Genomic DNA, 16,271 nt, shown 5'->3' with positions numbered 1-16,271 from the left:
AGCGTTTCACCTTTTCCTTTGTGGTGTTCTATATATCGGCGCTGCAAAGCGATAATCCTGTCGCGACTTTCATGGTGAAGCATGGCCCGCGCATTTCTGCTTGTTCTCGATTCTTTTGGCGTGGGCGGTGCGCCCGATGCCGAGCATTATGGAGATCTCGGCTCGAATACGCTCGGCCATATCGCCGAATTCTGCGCCGCAGGTGCGGCCGATAGAGCGGGGTTGAGATCGGGTCCGCTCAAGCTCCCGAACATGTCAGCGCTTGGCTTGCTTGAGATTGCGAGGCTTGCGAGCGGCACAAGTCTGGCCGGAATGCCGCCGCCAGAAAGGATTTACGGCTTGCACGGCTGCGCTAACGAAGTTTCCAAGGGTAAGGATACTCCCTCGGGGCATTGGGAGATTGCCGGAACACCAGTCCGTTTCGAGTGGGGCTACTTCCCGACCGAGGGGGAAGCCTTTTCGTCCGAACTGGTCGATGAGATTTGTGAGAAGGGCGAAGTGCCCGGTATCCTGGGGAATTGTCATGCCTCCGGCACCGACATCATTGGCCGCCTTGGTGAGGAGCATATCCGCACTGGAAAGCCCATCTGCTACACCTCGTCGGACTCGGTCTTCCAAATTGCCGCGCATGAGAGCCATTTTGGCCTTGATCGTTTGATCGCCCTTTGCGAAGTGGTTCGAAAAATTCTCGACCCCTTGAATATCGGGCGCGTTATCGCTCGCCCCTTTATCGGGGAGACATCGGCGACCTTTACGCGTACCGGCAATCGGCGGGATTTTTCCGTGCTGCCGCCTGAACCAACACTTTTGGATCGTCTGGTCGATAGGGACCGCAAGGTGCTGGCGATCGGCAAGATCGGCGATATCTACGCCCACCAAGGCGTGTCGCGTGTCATCAAGGGAAATGGCAACGAGGCCTTGATGGACGCCACGCTTGAGGCCATGGAGGAAGCTCTGAACGGCGATCTCGTTTTCACCAATTTCGTCGATTTCGACATGCATTACGGTCATCGCCGCGATGTTGCAGGCTATGCCGCTGCATTGGAGATGTTCGATGCGCGACTTCCAGAAATTCACCGCAAGATGCAGCCGGGCGACCTCGCTATCCTGACTGCCGATCATGGCTGCGATCCCACCTGGCGCGGCACCGACCATACACGCGAGCGCGTGCCAATCATGGCCTTCGGACCAGGCATTCGCGAGAGAAACATCGGAATTCGCTCAAGCTATGCCGATATTGGCGAGAGTATTGCAGCACACCTCAGCATACCGTCCGGAAGGCACGGCAGGAGTTTTATGTGACCCATCATCTGTTGAAAGCTGAAATCCACTGCCATTTGGAAGGAGCGGCGCCGCCCGCTCTCGTGTTGGAACAGGCGCGCAAATACAATGTCGAGACGAGCGCGTTCCTGCGCGATGGCGCCTATGTCTGGAACGATTTTGCCGAGTTCATTCGCTGTTACGACGACGTGGCGCAGGTCTTCAGGACGGAGGAGGACTACGCAGCTCTGGCAGAGGCCTACCTGACCGAACTCGCATGCGAGAACACCATCTATAGCGAACTGATCATTTCCCCCGATCACGGAGATCGCATCGGGCTCGGCGCGGATGCCTATCTCGCTGGCATAGCCGAGGGCATGCGGCGTGCGAAGGGCAAGACCGGGATCGAAGCGCGTATCATTGTCACCGGCGAACGCCATTTCGGACCTGACAGCGTGGTTGCCGCTGCGCAATACGCCGCCAGGGTGAAGCATCCGCTGATCACCGGTTTCAACATGGCGGGTGAGGAGCGTATGGGCCGCGTCGCCGACTATGCTCGGGCCTTTGACATTGCCCGCGATGCCGGTCTCGGTCTCACCATTCATGCGGGCGAAGTCTGCGGCGCATTCAGCGTCGCCGATGCGCTGGACCTGGTGAAGCCCCAGCGTATTGGCCACGGTGTACGCGCTATCGAGGATGCGGCCCTTGTCGAGCGTCTGGTAGAACTCGGGACGGTGTTGGAAGTTTGCCCAGGCTCCAACATTGCGCTCAGCGTCTATCCCGATTTCGAAAGCCACCCGTTGAAGCGACTGCGCGATGCTGGCGTTCGAACCTGCATCAGCTCGGATGACCCACCATTCTTCGCCACATCTCTGGCACAGGAATATGAGATTGCTCGACATGCCTTCGGCTTCTCTGACGGCGAAATCAATGCGCTTACCCGCACGGCGCTGGAAGCTGCCTTCGTCGATGAGGCGACCCGAAGCCGCCTCCTGGCGCGTTTCGATGCTTCGACAGGTGCTGCTCCTTGATGGTAAGACAGTAGACACGGTGTAAACCGGAAGGACGGTCTTGCGAAAAGCCAGCATTTGTTCGAAGAGAACAGAGATAAAAGTAAAAAGGAAAGGCCAGCGTCCATGGACGGCGTAACAGTCATCGATCACCCGCTTGTGCAGCACAAACTTACCTTCATGCGCAAGAAGGAAACCTCCACGGCAGGCTTCAGGCGTCTTTTGCGCGAGATTTCCACGCTGCTGTGCTATGAAGTGACGCGCGACCTGGACCTCACGATGGAAACCATCGAGACGCCCATGGAAACCATCGAGGCACCAGTGCTGGAAGGCAAGAAACTGGTATTTGCCTCTATCCTTCGCGCAGGTAACGGACTGCTTGAAGGCATGCTGGAACTCGTGCCGTCGGCGCGTGTCTCTCACATCGGCGTCTATCGCGATCACGATACGCTGGAAGCCGTCGAATATTACTTCAAAGCACCGGAAAGCCTGGACGCACGCCTGATCATCGTCGTCGATCCTATGCTGGCCACCGGCAATTCCTCGATTGCAGCTGTCGAAAAACTGAAAGAGCGCGGTGCGAAGAACATGCGCTTCCTCTGCCTGCTTGCAGCACCGGAAGGCATCAAGAACTTCCGCGAGGCGCACCCCGATGTGCCGATCTATACCGCGGCGATCGATCGCAAGCTGAACGAGAAGGGCTATATTGTCCCGGGTCTCGGCGACGCCGGCGACCGTATGTACGGCACCAAGTGATAGAAGGCTGAAGTCTCGATAGTCGACATGCATAAAGCCCGCCATCGGAAACGATAGGCGGGCTTTTCAATGGCAGTGCCGGGATTATCGAAGGACTTGTCTCCGACGGACCAAAGACTGGCGCCTGATACAGAGTTTAAAAGGGCGCGGTCATGATTTCCTGCCGCGCCATCTTCATCAGGCGTTGTTTTCGTTAATCAGTCGCTTCAACAGCTCGACCTCATGGCCAAGCTTGCTGTCGCCCGAAATCAACTCCTCGATCTTGCGGACAGCGTGCAGCACTGTCGTGTGATCGCGTCCGCCGAAACGGCGACCGATTTCCGGGAAGGAGCGGGGGGTGAGCATCTTTGCAAGATACATTGCCACCTGGCGTGGCTTGACGATAACTCGGGTGCGGCGGTTCGACACCAGCTCTTGACGCGACACGTTATAATGGCGAGCGACGATCCGCTGAATGTCTTCGATGCGCACGCGCTTGGCTTCGCCAGCCCCAACGAGATGCGCGAGCAACTCGTCCACACGCTCGACGGACAAGTTCGGCTCAAAGGAGCGACGGAAGATCAGCTGGTTGAACGCGCCTTCCAGCTCACGACCGCTTGCAGTGACGCTGCGGGCAACATGGGACACGATATCCTCGCCGATTTCGAAGCTCGGATCTTCCTGACGGGCAGTCTCGATACGCTGTTTCAGCATTTCGTAGCGCATATCGTAATCCGGGCCTTCAATCTCGATGGCCATGCCACCCTGCAAACGCGAGCGGACGCGCGGATCGAGCGATTCCAGCTCCCATGGCGCGCGATCTGCAGCAACAACGACCTGCTTTGCGCTGTCGAGCAGCATGTTCAACAGATGGCAGAACTCATGCTGGATCATCTTGCCCTGCAAGAACTGCATGTCGTCGATGATCAGAAGATCGATATTGCGCAGCGTATCTTTCAGCGTCAGCGCGTCGTTGTCTCGAATAGCGGTGGCAAAGCGCCACATGAAGTATTCTGCCGTCAGATAGACGACACGCGGATTGCGTGGGCTGTCGACTGCGGCATTGGCGATGGCTTGCAGAAGATGCGTTTTTCCAAGGCCAACACCGGCATGGATGAAAAGCGGATTGAAACGCACCGCACCTGCACCGGCTTCCGCGATGGTCTTTGCGGCCGCAAGCGCAACGCGGTTCGATGAGCCTTCGACGAAGGTATCGAAGGTGAAGCGGCTATCGAGCGGCGAGCCGAAAAGCGGTCCGGAACTCGAAGAGCGCGAAGAAGACACCGATGCGGTGCTGGCCTGCGCAGGAGTGCTTGATATCTGCGGCGGCATGAACGGCTTGGCGCGCTGTGCCGTGGGCGCAACGTCCTGCATCGGCTGCGCTCTGTCGTCAGGCTGCGCGGCCCGAACCGGACGGCTGGCAGAACGGACGAGAATCTCGACTTTCAGGACGTTCGGGTCCTCTGCCTGCGCCAGACTGGTCATCAGGTCGATATAGCGGTTATTGATCCAGGATTTGAGAAATGTCGTAGGGACGGTGAAGCGAACGACGCTCTTGGACACCGAATGCAGCTTCAGCCTCGCAAACCAGCTCGCATACACTTCGGGACCAACCTGCGCCTTCAATCTCGCGCTAAAACGCTCGAACAGCGCATCGTTTTTCATATCAGATGTATTCCCCGCGGCATCATTGCCAACTGCATCACAAGCGTTCTGTGTGCGGTCCCCGTTTGCCACCGCACCCATTGCCAAATTCAATTGCATTACTGCCGCCTTTCAAATTGCCAATCATAGCCTGACAGAGCTCCAAAGCCCCGCCAGGGATACCCCTCTTATTGTCCCCGTTAAGATGGCCCCTCTAAAACCATCCTGAAGCGCAAGGCTTCCACCGCGAGCCGGCTATCCCAGTGACCTCTCCCTCATGAAGAGGCATGCTACATGTCAACGCATACTCACACATCACAACTCGGACACTTGTCATCAAGCCGCACGAATACATTTCTGCAACCTGCCCAGGTTGCAGCCAAGCATATCCAGTGACTTGAAAAAACGGGTCCGAAAAGAACCCGTCCGCAAGGGGCTGACGCCTTCGAACTTTGTTTCGAGATAGCTTGTGGATAGATATCCGCGCCCCTTGTCGAGATGCATTTAGGCAGGATCGCATACCGAGATCAATGGCGTTTTTTCTGTGGCCGAGCTGATCTGCCATTGACTCGTTGGAGCCGTTTTGCATCGGCGGCGACCCTGTTTGGAGAATCGCTTATGAATCAATGAGATTCATTTTCACGCTATTTTTGAGGCCTGTTTTGGCAAAAAAATAAAAAAATGCTTGACTCGAAATTGTGACTGTCTTCCGCTGCGGCAGGACGGCGCGCCTTGAAAGACCTTCTGTAACTATTTGAAATTTATACGTTTTTTACGTCACGTGTTTGAAGCATAAATGTCATGCTAATCGTGAAAGCGTTAACGGACGGTTAGAATCGGAAAAAGCCCGGCCGAAGGGCCAGGCTTTTGAATCACAATATTGTCTTAGCCGGATTAGGCCGAAAGAGCCTTAACGCGCTGAGCCAGACGAGAAACCTTGCGCGATGCAGTGTTGAAATGCATGACGCCCTTCGTGGCGGCGCGCTGGATCTCAGGCTGTGCAGCCTTGAGGGCTTCCGTCGCGACTGCGAGGTCGCCAGTTGCCAGGGCCTCTTCGACCTTACGAATGAAACCGCGGACGCGCGAACGGCGAGCCTTGTTGACTGCGGTACGGCGAGCGATCTTGCGAGTCGCCTTTTTCGCCGAAGTTGTATTGGCCATGTATGCCTCTCTTCGAATTCAAACCAAAATCCGCAACCACAGGATTGGGTCGTTCGAAGACCTCATGTTCCAAAAGTGCGGGAGTAACTGGGACGAGCCGGATGGCGTTCCCTAACCGTGGGCGGGCATATAACCCTAAAGCCGCTGCCCGTCAACGCGTTTCGCATAAAAACAACCGAGATTCCGAATCCTTCTCAGTGAGCTGAAGTCGCAGGGAACTCGTCAGTCGTAACCGTCGCCCACCTGCGCGGACCGGCGCTATCGGTTCTGGAACAGGGGCTTTCTCTTCTCTATGAACGCGTCCATGCCTTCTTTCTGGTCTTGTGTGGCGAAAAGAGACTGAAAGAGGCGCCGCTCGAACCTCAGTCCTTCTGACAATGAAACCTCGAAGGAGCGGTTGACGCTTTCCTTTGCCATCAGCACAGATGCGCGCGAGAGCGATGATATTGTCGTGGCCGCTTCGACCGCTTCATCCAAAAGCTTTTCGGCGGGAACGATGCGCGAAACTAGGCCCGCACGCTCGGCCTCGGCTGCATCCATCTTGCGCCCGGTCAGCACCAGATCCATCGCCTTTGCCTTGCCGACTGCACGCGTCAGGCGTTGCGATCCGCCCATGCCTGGAATGATGCCAAGCGTGATCTCAGGCTGGCCAAACTTTGCCGTATCGGATGCGATGATGAAGTCGCACATCATGGCAAGCTCGCATCCTCCGCCAAGGGCAAATCCCGAGACGGCTGCGATCACAGGTTTGCGGTTGGCTGCCACATCGTCCCACCCACCCAAGAAATCACCGAGATAGGCATCGACAAAATCGAGCGTGCTCATTTCCTTGATGTCAGCGCCAGCGGCAAATGCCTTTTCCGAGCCGGTGATGACGATTGCACCGATGGAGTCATCCACCGAGAAGGCTGCGAGAATATGGCGCAGCTCTTTCAAGAGCGTAGAGTTGAGCGCGTTCAACGCCTTCGGACGATTAAGCGTAACGATACCGACAGCGTCGCGCTTCTCGACAATAATGGTTTCGTAATCCATGGCTGTTGTCCTCTCCCTGACTTCCTGGCTCTATCTCTGACACGCTGCGCAATAGAAGGTGGAGCGCCCGCTCTGGGTGATCCGCTCCACCGTGCCGCCGCAACCAGGGAGGCGGCACGCATGGCCTTCCCGATCATAGACGGAAAATGAATGCTGAAAATATCCCAATGACCCATCGGTCTGAATATGATCGCGCAACGACGATCCGCCAGCGGCAATTGCATCGGCAATCACCGCACGGATGTTTTCAGTCAGGACTTCCAGCGCGGGCTTCGGTTTCCCCGCCTTGGTTACGAGCGTTCCGGCGCCACGAAGCGGCGACAAATGGGAGCGCCACAAGGCTTCGCACACGTATATATTGCCAAGACCGGCAATGACCTTCTGATCCAGAAGAGCGCCCTTCAGCGGCTGAGACTTTCCCTGGAAGCGGCCAGCGAGATAGCTGGCGCTCAGAGCATTTCCTGTCGGCTCGGGGCCAAGTCCGGCAAAGGCCGGATAAAGGTCGATATCGGCGCGGCGCACCAGATGCATGAAGCCGAAGCGACGCGGGTCGTTATAGATGATGCGCGTCTTCTCTGCTCCAAGCGCCAGATGAAAGATAACGTGGTCGTGCTTGCCGTCCTTGGAGCGCGGGTGATGGAAATCTCCGGGTGTCTCGCCAGGTGTCTCGGGCGCATCGGCCTCGCTTTCGATGCGAAAGGAGCCGGACATGCCAAGATGCGAGACAATGGTGAGCCCGTTATCGAGTTCGATCAGCAGGTATTTCGCCCGACGCCCGAGCGACAGGATCTCGCGGCCTTCCAGCAGTTCGGCAAAACCTTCCGGAAAAGGGAAACGCAAATCGGGGCGGGTGAGGAGAAGTCTTTCTATTCGGGCGCCTTCCATGACGGGCGATAGACCACGTCGAACGGTTTCCACTTCTGGCAATTCGGGCATGGCACTCTCTTAACGTCTGTTTATCACGGTGACCTTGTGGTCTATAGACGGCACACATACATGGCGTAGGCCATATCTATGTTGCAACAGATAGCGTTGCAGAGGCGTTTTCGCTATGTGTTGGTTTGAAGAGTTAGAGTATCCTCCGTGCGTCTTGAAGGAGGCACGGCCCTCTAGTCGCAATCGAAGAATGGAGACTGATCATGACCGAAGCCCGCACGACAGCCGAAGGCGGCATGGAAACCTCCTATGGCTTCCGTCAGGTCAATGAGGGCCAGAAGCAGGGCATGGTCAACGATGTCTTCCACAAGGTCGCCAAGCGCTACGATATCATGAACGACGTGATGTCGGCGGGCCTGCACCGGGTTTGGAAAGATGCGATGATCGGCGCGCTCTCCCCCCGCAAGGACCCGTCCTATAAGGTGCTCGATGTGGCGGGTGGCACAGGCGACATCGCTTTCCGCATCGTCGAAGCCTCAAACCGTTTGGCGCACGCTACGGTTCTCGATATCAACGGTTCCATGCTCGGCGTCGGCGAGGAGCGCGCTGCCAAGAAGGGTCTGACGGAAAACCTGACCTTCGTGGAGGCCAATGCGGAGGAACTGCCTTTCGAAGCCAACAGTTTCGACGCCTATACGATCGCTTTCGGCATCCGCAACGTTCCGCGCATCGATATGGCGCTATCGGAAGCCTTTAGGGTTCTAAAGCGCGGCGGGCGTCTTCTTGTGCTGGAGTTTTCCGAAGTGGAGATGCCGATGCTGGACAAGGTCTACGATGCCTGGTCCTTCAACGCCATTCCGCAATTCGGCAAGATGATCACGGGCGATGCAGAGCCTTACCAGTATCTGGTGGAGTCTATCCGCAAGTTTCCAAGGCAGGATGATTTTGCCGCCATGATCCGCACCGCAGGTTTTTCTCGGGTGAGCTACACCAATTACACAGGCGGAATTGCCGCGCTGCATTCTGGCTGGAAACTCTGATCAATGGCATTTCCGGCACATAGCAAGGCATCCGCATGAGCACTCTCGGTGCATATTTTCGCCTGGCCAAGGTTGGCTGGGTTCTGGTTCGCGAGGGTGTGGTCCTAGCGCTCCCTGCCGAAGGGCTTCCAGCATCTGCCAAATTCGTCAAAGGCATGCTGAAACCGCTTGCGCGCAACACGGCGCTCAGAAGCGGGCGCAGCGACCGTCTCTCCAAGGCCGTCAGTCGGCTTGGACCATCCTACGTCAAGATGGGACAGTTTTTGGCGACCCGTCCAGACGTTGTGGGTGCGGACTTTGCCGAGGATCTGGCCGGTCTTCAGGATCGCATGGATTTCTTTCCGGTCGCCGCGGCCAAGGCGAATATCGAAGGCTCTCTCGGTCGTCCAATCTCTGAGCTCTATGTGGAATTTGGTGGTCCGATAGCCGCCGCCTCGATAGCGCAGGTTCATCCGGCCGTCATCGATACGCCGGCAGGACGCAAGAAGGTAGCGGTCAAAGTTATCCGCCCCGGTGTCCGCCAACGCTTCCAGGACGATCTGGAAGCCATGTATCTGGTGGCTGATCTGCAGCAGCGTTTCGTTCGCTCCGCCCGGCGTCTAAGACCCGTCGAAGTCACAAAGACGCTGGAACAGACCACCAAGATCGAGATGGACCTGCGCCTCGAGGCGGCGGCTCTCTCCGAGCTTGCCGAAAACACGCAGGGCGATCCAGGCTTCCGGGTACCGGAGGTGGATTGGGAGCGCACCGGGCGCGATGTCGTGACCATGGAATGGATCGACGGCATCAAGATGTCGGACACCGAGGCTCTGAAAGCCGCCGGCCACGATCTGAATGCGCTAGCCGATACGTTGATCCAGTCCTTCCTGCGCCACACCTTGCGCGACGGCTTCTTCCACGCTGACATGCATCCCGGCAACCTCTTCGTCGATCCGAAGGGCATCATCGTGGCTGTCGACATGGGCATTGCCGGACGGCTGGGCAAAAAGGAACGTCGCTTCCTGGCGGAAATCCTCTATGGCTTCATCACCCGCGACTATATGCGCGTGGCCGAAGTGCATTTCGAGGCAGGCTACGTTCCAGCCCACCACGATATGGCGAGCTTCGCCCAGGCCATTCGCGCCATTGGCGAGCCGATCCATGGTCAGCCTGCCGAAACCATCTCCATGGGCAAGCTGCTGACGCTGCTCTTCGAGGTTACCGAACTCTTCGACATGGAAACGCGCCCCGAACTGGTCATGCTGCAAAAGACCATGGTCGTCGTCGAAGGCGTCTCACGTATCCTTAATCCGCGCTTCAACATGTGGAAGGCCGCAGACCCCGTCGTCAGCGGCTGGATCCGCGATAATCTCGGGCCAAAGCGTATCGTCACCGATCTGAAGGACGGCGTGAAGGCAGCAATCAAGCTGGCGGAAGCGGCCCCTGAGATTGCCGCCAAGACCGAAAAGCTGCATTCCGAACTGATGTATATGAGCGAAAACGGTCTGCGTTTCGATGATCGCACGGCTGAAGCCATCGGCAAGGCGGAAGCACGTCACACCCGTTGGGGGCGTCTGGCGCTTTGGGTCATTGCAGCAACCCTTATTTATATTGCCTACAGGATCAGCTGATCGGCTCCATGGAGTCCTGCCGATAATGAACGCTTCGAGGCATCTACCTCAAGCGAGATCGGCAACAACGGTATCCAGGATCAGCATGCCGGATGGTGTGCAGCGAAGGCGTGAGTTTCCAAGACGTTCGACGAAACCGTGTTCCAGTAAAACGGCCTCTCGGTCCGGATCCAGATCGCGACCGGAAAATGCGCTCCAGCGGGCAAGATCGACGCCTTCGCGCAGGCGCAATCCCATGAGCAGCAACTCGTCGGCCTGTTCGTCAAGCCCCAGCAATTCCTGATCCACCATGCCGTGTCCATCGCGCTCCACTGATTGCAGCCATGTTTCAGGATGCCGCTCTGTGGCGGTCGCGAGTTTCTCACCGCCTTTTGTCAAGCGTCCATGGGCGCCGGGGCCGATTCCGGCATAGTCGCCATAGCGCCAATAGGTGAGGTTGTGGCGGCTTTCAGCACCGGGACGTGCGTGATTGGAAACCTCATAGGCCGGAAGCCCATGGCGCGCGGTGATCTCCTGCGTTGCTTCATAGAGCACTGCCGATTGCTCGCCATCCGGCACGATCAGCTTGCCTGCCTTATGCAGACCGTAAAAAGCGGTCCCTTCCTCGATGGTCAACTGGTAGAGCGACAGGTGGTCGACGGCATAGGAGATTGCCTCTTCAAGCTCCTTCTCCCACTCTTCTACCGTCTGATTGGGCCGGGCGTAGATAAGATCGAAAGACATGCGCGGAAAGATCTCGCGCGCCAGCCGGATGGCTTTGAGCGCGTCCGCGACATCGTGAAGGCGTCCAAGGAATTTCAGGTCGCGGTCATTCAGCGCCTGCACACCCATGGAAACACGGTTGACGCCAGCTGCCCGATAACCACGGAAACGCTCTGCCTCGACGCTGGAGGGGTTAGCCTCCATGGTGATCTCGATGCCATTCGGCACACTCCAGTGGCGGGCGATACCGTCAAGGATTGCACCGACCGTCTGCGGGTCCATCAGCGATGGAGTGCCGCCGCCCATGAAAATGCTGGTGACGACCTTCGGGCCGCTCAACTGCCGCATCGTTTCCATTTCACGAAGGAAGGCGGCAACGAACCGCTCCTGATCCACCTTTTGGTGGCGGACATGGCTGTTGAAATCGCAATAGGGACACTTGGCCGCGCAGAAAGGCCAGTGAACATAGATGCCGAAGCCCGGCTCGCCTGTATCCGGCAGAAGGTCCGCATATCCGGACGGATGTGCGCCGGGCGCAGGAAAAAGGCCGCTCCCGGTCATCGTGCTGCTCATGCCTCCAGGCAGGTTTCGACAAAGATCTTGAAAGCGCGTGCGCGGTGCGACAGCGCTGTCGCATCGCCCTGGCGCCAGCCATGCTTTTCGTCGGAAGTCATCTCGCCAAAGCTGGTTGCATAGCCTTCTGGCTGGAAGATCGGATCGTAGCCGAAACCGCTCGTGCCGCGAGGCGGCCAGACGATCGTGCCTTCCACTTCACCGCGGAAAAACTCGGTATGGCCGTCAGGCCAGGCCAGGCAAAGAACGCTGACGAAGCGGCCGGTGCGTTGATCAGGTTTTGTCGCTCCACGCTCCCGAAGCGCGTCTTCCACCTTCTGCATCGCCATGGCAAAGTCACGCGTGCCGTTGCCGGTTTCAGCCCAGTCTGCGGTATAGACGCCCGGCGCGCCGTCCAGCGCATCGATCACCAGACCGGAGTCGTCGGAGAGCGCCGGCATGCCGGATGCAGTGGCAGACGCCAGCGCCTTGATGGCAGCGTTTTCTTCGAAAGTCGTGCCGGTTTCGGCGGGTTCTTTGAAGTTCAATTCGGCTGCCGATTTTGCCGAAAACCCGAGTGGGCCGATTAGATCGGCGATCTCGGCGATCTTGCCCTTGTTGTGGCTGGCAACGACGATGGTTTTGGTGTCAAGCTTGCGCATGTTTCGCGTCCCGTTCAGGCAATCGCCTGCTTCTGCATCTCTACAAGATCGGCACAGCCGGCCTTGGCAAGGCCAAGCAGCGTCAGGAACTCTTCTTCCGAGAAAGGCTTGCCTTCCGCGGTCCCTTGAATTTCCACGATGCCGCCGGAACCGGTGATGACGAAATTGGCGTCAGTCTCCGCAGAGGAATCTTCCAGGTAATCGAGATCGATCACCGGCTGATTGGCGAAGATGCCGCAGGAGATGGCGGCGATATGGTCTTTGAGAACCTTCTCGACCTTCAACATGTTGCGGCTTTCCATCCACTTCAGGCAGTCGTGAAGAGCAATCCAGGCACCGGTGATGGAGGCGGTGCGGGTACCGCCATCGGCTTGGATGACATCGCAATCGATGCTGATCTGTCGCTCGCCGAGCGCTTGCAAGTCAACGACTGCGCGTAGCGAGCGACCGATGAGGCGCTGGATTTCCTGCGTCCTGCCACCCTGCTTGCCGGAAGATGCTTCACGCTTCATGCGCTCATGAGTGGAGCGTGGCAGCATGCCATATTCTGCGGTGACCCAACCCTTGCCGCTATTGCGCAGCCACGGTGGCGTCTTGTCTTCGAGGCTTGCCGTCACCAGCACATGCGTATCGCCGAACTTCACCAGACAGGATCCTTCGGCATGCTTGGAAAAGTTGCGCTCGAAGGACACCTTGCGCATCTGGTCGGTTTTTCTGCCTGAAGGCCGCATATGATCTGTCTCCGTCTGTGATGCCCGCCTTCTAAGGTCAGGGAGCAGGTTTTGCAAAGGAAAAGCGGCACAGGTGGCCGAAGAGCCGAATTTCCGTTTTTACTTGGAAGACCGAGTGACTATATTCAGGACAGTCAAAAACAGCTTCGGGAAGAATGAGCGGCATGGGCATAACTCCTCCCATTGGCAAAGAGCCCGGTGCGCTTCTGGACGATCGTTCGCGAGAAATCTTCAGGCGCATCGTGGAAGGTTATCTCGAAACAGGCGAACCGCTCGGTTCGCGCAGTCTCTCGCGCCTGCTTCCCATGTCGCTGTCGCCTGCTTCCGTGCGCAATGTCATGAGCGATCTGGAGGAACTCGGCCTAATCTACTCGCCGCATGTGAGTGCCGGTCGGCTGCCCACGCAGACAGGATTGCGCTTCTTCGTCGACGCTTTCATGCAGGTGGGTGAATTGCCCGAGGCAGAGCGCGCCAATATCGACCGTCATATCGGCCCGATTTCGGGTCGCGAGCAGTCCCTGGAAGGCCTTCTCTACGAAGCGAGCAGCATGCTGTCCGGCATGTCGCGCGGAGCTGGGCTGGTGCTAACTGCCAAGAACGACGCCGTTCTGAAACATGTGGAATTCATCCGGCTCGAGCCCACGAAAGGGCTCGCGATTCTGGTCGGTGACCATAACCAGGTGGAAAACCGGATCATCGAACTGCCTGCCGGCATCACCTCGTCGCAATTGACCGAGGCTGCCAATTTTATCAATGCGCATCTTGGTGGCCAGACGCTGCCGGAACTGCGCTCCCAAATAGCGCGACAAAAGAATGAGCTTCAAAGCGCACTGAGTACGCTTGCGCAGGATCTGGTCGAAAGAGGCCTTGCCGTCTGGTCAGGTGACAATGAGGAAGGAAAACTTGGCCGTCTTATCGTGCGGGGCCGCTCCAATCTTCTCGAAGGACTGGCTGGCGAAGAGGATATAGATCGCGTTCGGCTTCTCTTTGACGATCTGGAGCGCAAGGAAAACCTGATCGAGATTCTCAATCTTGCGGAAACGGGTTCCGGCGTCAGAATCTTCATCGGCTCGGAGAACAAGCTGTTTTCGCTTTCGGGCTCGTCGTTGATTGTCGCGCCCTACAAGGACGACGAGAACCGGGTGGTGGGTGCTGTCGGCGTCATTGGTCCGACCCGGCTCAACTATTCGCGGATCGTTCCCATGGTGGATTACACCGCCCAGATCATGGCGCGGCTCTCGACCAAGCGGCGCTAAGCGCGACGTTGATTGAAAAATTGCTCCTTTTCCCCGTAAGCCTTGATTTTTGCATGGCAAAGCTCGATATCGGGCTCAATCCAATTTGCAAGCCATAAGACACATATAATCTGGAGAACGTCATGACTGATGACACCAACAAGACCGGACCTGACGCGGGCGCTGCCGACGATGCAGTGGAAGCGACCACGGCGGAAAATGCGGTGCCTGAGCAGGCAGAACCCGATCCAATCGATGTGCTGAAGGCGGAAAATGCCGATCTACGCGACAAGTTTCTGCGTTTGGCGGCTGAGATGGACAATCTTCGCCGTCGCACAGAACGTGAGGTCAAGGACGCAAAGGCCTATTCCGTCGCTGGATTCGCGCGCGATATGCTGGCCGTCTCCGACAACCTTCGCCGCGCGCTGGACACGATCCCGGAAGAGCTGAAGGCGAGCGCCGAAGCCAATATCAAAGGCTTGATCGAAGGCGTCGATATGACCGAACGCTCCATGCTGTCGGCACTCGAGCGTCACGGCGTGAAGAAGATCGAGGCCGAAGGCGAAAAATTCGATCCGAATTTTCATCAGGCCATGTTTGAAATCCCCAACACCACCGTACCGAACAACACCGTCGTTCAGGTGGTGCAGGCGGGCTTCACCATTGGCGACCGCGTTCTTCGCCCGGCCATGGTCGGCGTTGCGAAGGGTGGCCCGAAGGCTGAAGCCCCTGCCGGTGCCGAACCCGGTACCAGCGTCTTCAATGAGAAAGACGCCTGAGAATTATCTTCGCTTCATCGGAGTGAATAAGTCAAAGGCCCGGACATCCTATCGATGTCCGGGCCTTTGCTCTATGGTATGAATGCCAGAACGACAGTTTTCGTGAAGCCTATTTCGGCGTTCAGGCGGCGTTCACCTGCTCTTGGTTAAGAAACGTGTAAATCGCGGTGTCGGAGTCTGTCGCACGAAGCTTCGCCACCAGTTCCGTATCGCGCAAGACGCGCGCAATGCGAGACAGAGCCTTGAGGTGGTCGGCGCCAGCGCCTTCGGGGGCAAGCAGGAGAAAGACCAGATCGACAGGCTGGTCGTCCAGCGCCTCGAAATCGACGGGTGTTTCAAGGCGTGCGAATACGCCGGTGATGGAGGAGATGCTGCTGAGCTTTCCATGTGGAATGGCAATGCCGTGGCCAACGCCGGTGGAGCCAAGCCGTTCGCGCTGCAGGATGACGTCGAATATATCCCGCTCGGAAACCCCGGTGATACGGGATGCCTTTGCTGCCAGTTCCTGAAGGAGTTGCTTCTTGGAATTGACCTTGAGTGCGGGAATAATCGCATCCTGGTGCAGCAAATCTGCCAATGCCATTTCTTTTTCCTTCATGCCATCGAGACGAACCGGGAGACGCGTGAAGCGTCTCCCGGATCTTCTAGACTTCAGCTCTTGATCATCGCCGCGTCGATCCAGCCGATATTTCCATCGTGGCGACGGTAGACGATGTTGAGTTCTTTCGACGGGCTGCGGAACAGCAGAACTGGCTCGTCGGTCATATCGAGAGCCATGACTGCGCTCGCAACCGTCATGGTTTTGATCTGTTTGGAAGTCTCGGCCACGATCGTCGGGGCGAAATCTTCCGCGATTTCCTCATCCTCATCCGGAACCGCGTCCATCACCCTGTAGGCGACTTCCTCATCGATGCCTTTGGCGGATGAACCGTTATGGTGATCCTTCAGCCGGCGCTTGTAACGACGCAGGCGCTTTTCGATACGCTCTGCCGCCGCATCGAAGCTGGCCTGCGGATCATTGGCCTGTCCTGCCGCGTGCAGAACAACCCCGGTGTCGAGGTGGATCTTGCAGTCTGAAGCAAAAAGCTGGCCCGACTTCGCGACCGTCACTTGGCCTGAATACCCCCCATCGAAGTATTTGGTAACGGCTTGGCTTATATTGTCCTCGATCTTTTGACGGAAAGACTCGCCCACATCCATATGTTTACCAGATACACGCACACTCATGGAATTTTTCCTTTT

At 57.4% G+C, this 16,271-nt stretch carries 16 protein-coding genes; 7 read left to right on the top strand and 9 right to left on the bottom strand.

Annotated elements, in window-relative coordinates; translation table 11 throughout:
- The first annotated feature begins 81 nt into the window (after positions 1 to 81).
- The 3 genes from ACQZ5M_RS06805 (at position 82) to upp (ending at position 3,026) form a co-directional block, all read left to right on the top strand.
- Positions 82 to 1,302 carry a phosphopentomutase gene (locus ACQZ5M_RS06805; RefSeq protein WP_449079302.1) on the top strand — a complete coding sequence of 407 codons (1,221 nt, stop codon included), beginning with the start codon at positions 82 to 84 and terminating at the stop codon, positions 1,300 to 1,302.
- A complete protein-coding gene (locus ACQZ5M_RS06800; protein WP_296040858.1) occupies positions 1,299 to 2,291 on the top strand; it encodes an adenosine deaminase in 993 nt (330 codons plus the stop codon). The genes ACQZ5M_RS06805 and ACQZ5M_RS06800 overlap by 4 nt, the downstream gene beginning before the upstream one ends.
- Before the next feature lie 105 nt (positions 2,292 to 2,396).
- Positions 2,397 to 3,026: a uracil phosphoribosyltransferase gene (gene upp, locus ACQZ5M_RS06795; RefSeq protein ID WP_062427135.1), complete on the top strand. Its 630-nt coding sequence runs from the start codon at positions 2,397 to 2,399 to the stop codon at positions 3,024 to 3,026.
- Between the two features lie 177 nt (positions 3,027 to 3,203).
- Here upp and dnaA read toward each other — a convergent pair whose 3' ends face one another.
- The 4 genes from dnaA to mutM all read right to left on the bottom strand — a co-directional run bounded on the left by dnaA (position 3,204) and on the right by mutM (position 7,778).
- Positions 3,204 to 4,769 carry a chromosomal replication initiator protein DnaA gene (gene dnaA, locus ACQZ5M_RS06790; protein ID WP_449079301.1) on the bottom strand — a complete coding sequence of 522 codons (1,566 nt, stop codon included), beginning with the start codon at positions 4,767 to 4,769 and terminating at the stop codon, positions 3,204 to 3,206.
- A gap of 774 nt (positions 4,770 to 5,543) precedes the next feature.
- Positions 5,544 to 5,810: a 30S ribosomal protein S20 gene (gene rpsT, locus ACQZ5M_RS06785; protein WP_062427133.1), complete on the bottom strand. Its 267-nt coding sequence runs from the start codon at positions 5,808 to 5,810 to the stop codon at positions 5,544 to 5,546.
- 258 nt (positions 5,811 to 6,068) lie between these two features.
- On the bottom strand, positions 6,069 to 6,842 hold the full coding sequence (locus ACQZ5M_RS06780; protein ID WP_449079300.1) for an enoyl-CoA hydratase: 774 nt from the start codon (positions 6,840 to 6,842) through the stop codon (positions 6,069 to 6,071).
- A 30-nt stretch (positions 6,843 to 6,872) separates the two neighbouring features.
- The gene (gene mutM, locus ACQZ5M_RS06775; RefSeq protein WP_449079299.1) at positions 6,873 to 7,778 is read right to left on the bottom strand and encodes a bifunctional DNA-formamidopyrimidine glycosylase/DNA-(apurinic or apyrimidinic site) lyase; all 906 of its coding nucleotides are present in this window, start codon (positions 7,776 to 7,778) and stop codon (positions 6,873 to 6,875) included.
- A 203-nt stretch (positions 7,779 to 7,981) separates the two neighbouring features.
- Between mutM and ubiE the strand changes: the two genes are divergently transcribed.
- Positions 7,982 to 8,758: a bifunctional demethylmenaquinone methyltransferase/2-methoxy-6-polyprenyl-1,4-benzoquinol methylase UbiE gene (ubiE, locus tag ACQZ5M_RS06770; RefSeq protein WP_449079298.1), complete on the top strand. Its 777-nt coding sequence runs from the start codon at positions 7,982 to 7,984 to the stop codon at positions 8,756 to 8,758.
- Between the two features lie 35 nt (positions 8,759 to 8,793).
- Positions 8,794 to 10,368, top strand: coding sequence for a 2-polyprenylphenol 6-hydroxylase (gene ubiB / locus ACQZ5M_RS06765; RefSeq protein WP_296015995.1), 1,575 nt, complete (start codon positions 8,794 to 8,796; stop codon positions 10,366 to 10,368).
- 48 nt (positions 10,369 to 10,416) lie between these two features.
- Here the strand turns inward: ubiB and hemW are convergent, their stop codons facing one another.
- From hemW to rph, 3 genes are read right to left on the bottom strand one after another with little or no spacing between them, the layout of a single operon-like run.
- Entirely contained in the window at positions 10,417 to 11,631 is a 1,215-nt protein-coding gene (gene hemW / locus ACQZ5M_RS06760) for a radical SAM family heme chaperone HemW (protein ID WP_449079367.1), read from the bottom strand.
- Between the two features lie 8 nt (positions 11,632 to 11,639).
- The gene (gene rdgB, locus ACQZ5M_RS06755; protein ID WP_449079297.1) at positions 11,640 to 12,284 is read right to left on the bottom strand and encodes an RdgB/HAM1 family non-canonical purine NTP pyrophosphatase; all 645 of its coding nucleotides are present in this window, start codon (positions 12,282 to 12,284) and stop codon (positions 11,640 to 11,642) included.
- Between the two features lie 14 nt (positions 12,285 to 12,298).
- On the bottom strand, positions 12,299 to 13,015 hold the full coding sequence (gene rph / locus ACQZ5M_RS06750) for a ribonuclease PH (RefSeq protein WP_296015998.1): 717 nt from the start codon (positions 13,013 to 13,015) through the stop codon (positions 12,299 to 12,301).
- Between the two features lie 164 nt (positions 13,016 to 13,179).
- Between rph and hrcA the strand changes: the two genes are divergently transcribed.
- Both hrcA and grpE read left to right on the top strand, forming a co-directional pair.
- Positions 13,180 to 14,271: a heat-inducible transcriptional repressor HrcA gene (gene hrcA / locus ACQZ5M_RS06745; protein WP_296015999.1), complete on the top strand. Its 1,092-nt coding sequence runs from the start codon at positions 13,180 to 13,182 to the stop codon at positions 14,269 to 14,271.
- 122 nt (positions 14,272 to 14,393) lie between these two features.
- Positions 14,394 to 15,029, top strand: coding sequence for a nucleotide exchange factor GrpE (grpE, locus tag ACQZ5M_RS06740; RefSeq protein ID WP_296083919.1), 636 nt, complete (start codon positions 14,394 to 14,396; stop codon positions 15,027 to 15,029).
- A 121-nt stretch (positions 15,030 to 15,150) separates the two neighbouring features.
- Here the strand turns inward: grpE and ptsN are convergent, their stop codons facing one another.
- Complete coding sequence (gene ptsN / locus ACQZ5M_RS06735; RefSeq protein ID WP_296016002.1) at positions 15,151 to 15,612, bottom strand: PTS IIA-like nitrogen regulatory protein PtsN; 462 nt, start codon at positions 15,610 to 15,612, stop codon at positions 15,151 to 15,153.
- A gap of 68 nt (positions 15,613 to 15,680) precedes the next feature.
- The gene (gene hpf, locus ACQZ5M_RS06730; protein WP_296016004.1) at positions 15,681 to 16,256 is read right to left on the bottom strand and encodes a ribosome hibernation-promoting factor, HPF/YfiA family; all 576 of its coding nucleotides are present in this window, start codon (positions 16,254 to 16,256) and stop codon (positions 15,681 to 15,683) included.
- Positions 16,257 to 16,271: the final 15 nt, after the last annotated feature.

The organism is Rhizobium sp. 22-785-1, from assembly GCF_053521965.1.
The sequence above is the reverse complement of the archived record's forward strand: the minus strand, read 5'-3'. Positions and strand labels throughout refer to the sequence as shown.

What these genes read in the sequence shown, in the direction of transcription:
- ACQZ5M_RS06805 (WP_449079302.1), top strand. Translation starts at nt 82, where the DNA reads ATGGCCCGCGCATTTCTGCTTGTTCTCGATTCTTTTGGCGTGGGCGGT.
- upp (WP_062427135.1), top strand. Translation starts at nt 2,397, where the DNA reads ATGGACGGCGTAACAGTCATCGATCACCCGCTTGTGCAGCACAAACTT.
- dnaA (WP_449079301.1), bottom strand. Translation starts at nt 4,769, where the DNA reads ATGCAATTGAATTTGGCAATGGGTGCGGTGGCAAACGGGGACCGCACA.
- rpsT (WP_062427133.1), bottom strand. Translation starts at nt 5,810, where the DNA reads ATGGCCAATACAACTTCGGCGAAAAAGGCGACTCGCAAGATCGCTCGC.
- ACQZ5M_RS06780 (WP_449079300.1), bottom strand. Translation starts at nt 6,842, where the DNA reads ATGGATTACGAAACCATTATTGTCGAGAAGCGCGACGCTGTCGGTATC.
- mutM (WP_449079299.1), bottom strand. Translation starts at nt 7,778, where the DNA reads ATGCCCGAATTGCCAGAAGTGGAAACCGTTCGACGTGGTCTATCGCCC.
- ubiE (WP_449079298.1), top strand. Translation starts at nt 7,982, where the DNA reads ATGACCGAAGCCCGCACGACAGCCGAAGGCGGCATGGAAACCTCCTAT.
- ubiB (WP_296015995.1), top strand. Translation starts at nt 8,794, where the DNA reads ATGAGCACTCTCGGTGCATATTTTCGCCTGGCCAAGGTTGGCTGGGTT.
- hemW (WP_449079367.1), bottom strand. Translation starts at nt 11,631, where the DNA reads ATGACCGGGAGCGGCCTTTTTCCTGCGCCCGGCGCACATCCGTCCGGA.
- rdgB (WP_449079297.1), bottom strand. Translation starts at nt 12,284, where the DNA reads ATGCGCAAGCTTGACACCAAAACCATCGTCGTTGCCAGCCACAACAAG.
- rph (WP_296015998.1), bottom strand. Translation starts at nt 13,015, where the DNA reads ATGCGGCCTTCAGGCAGAAAAACCGACCAGATGCGCAAGGTGTCCTTC.
- hrcA (WP_296015999.1), top strand. Translation starts at nt 13,180, where the DNA reads ATGGGCATAACTCCTCCCATTGGCAAAGAGCCCGGTGCGCTTCTGGAC.
- grpE (WP_296083919.1), top strand. Translation starts at nt 14,394, where the DNA reads ATGACTGATGACACCAACAAGACCGGACCTGACGCGGGCGCTGCCGAC.
- ptsN (WP_296016002.1), bottom strand. Translation starts at nt 15,612, where the DNA reads ATGGCATTGGCAGATTTGCTGCACCAGGATGCGATTATTCCCGCACTC.
- hpf (WP_296016004.1), bottom strand. Translation starts at nt 16,256, where the DNA reads ATGAGTGTGCGTGTATCTGGTAAACATATGGATGTGGGCGAGTCTTTC.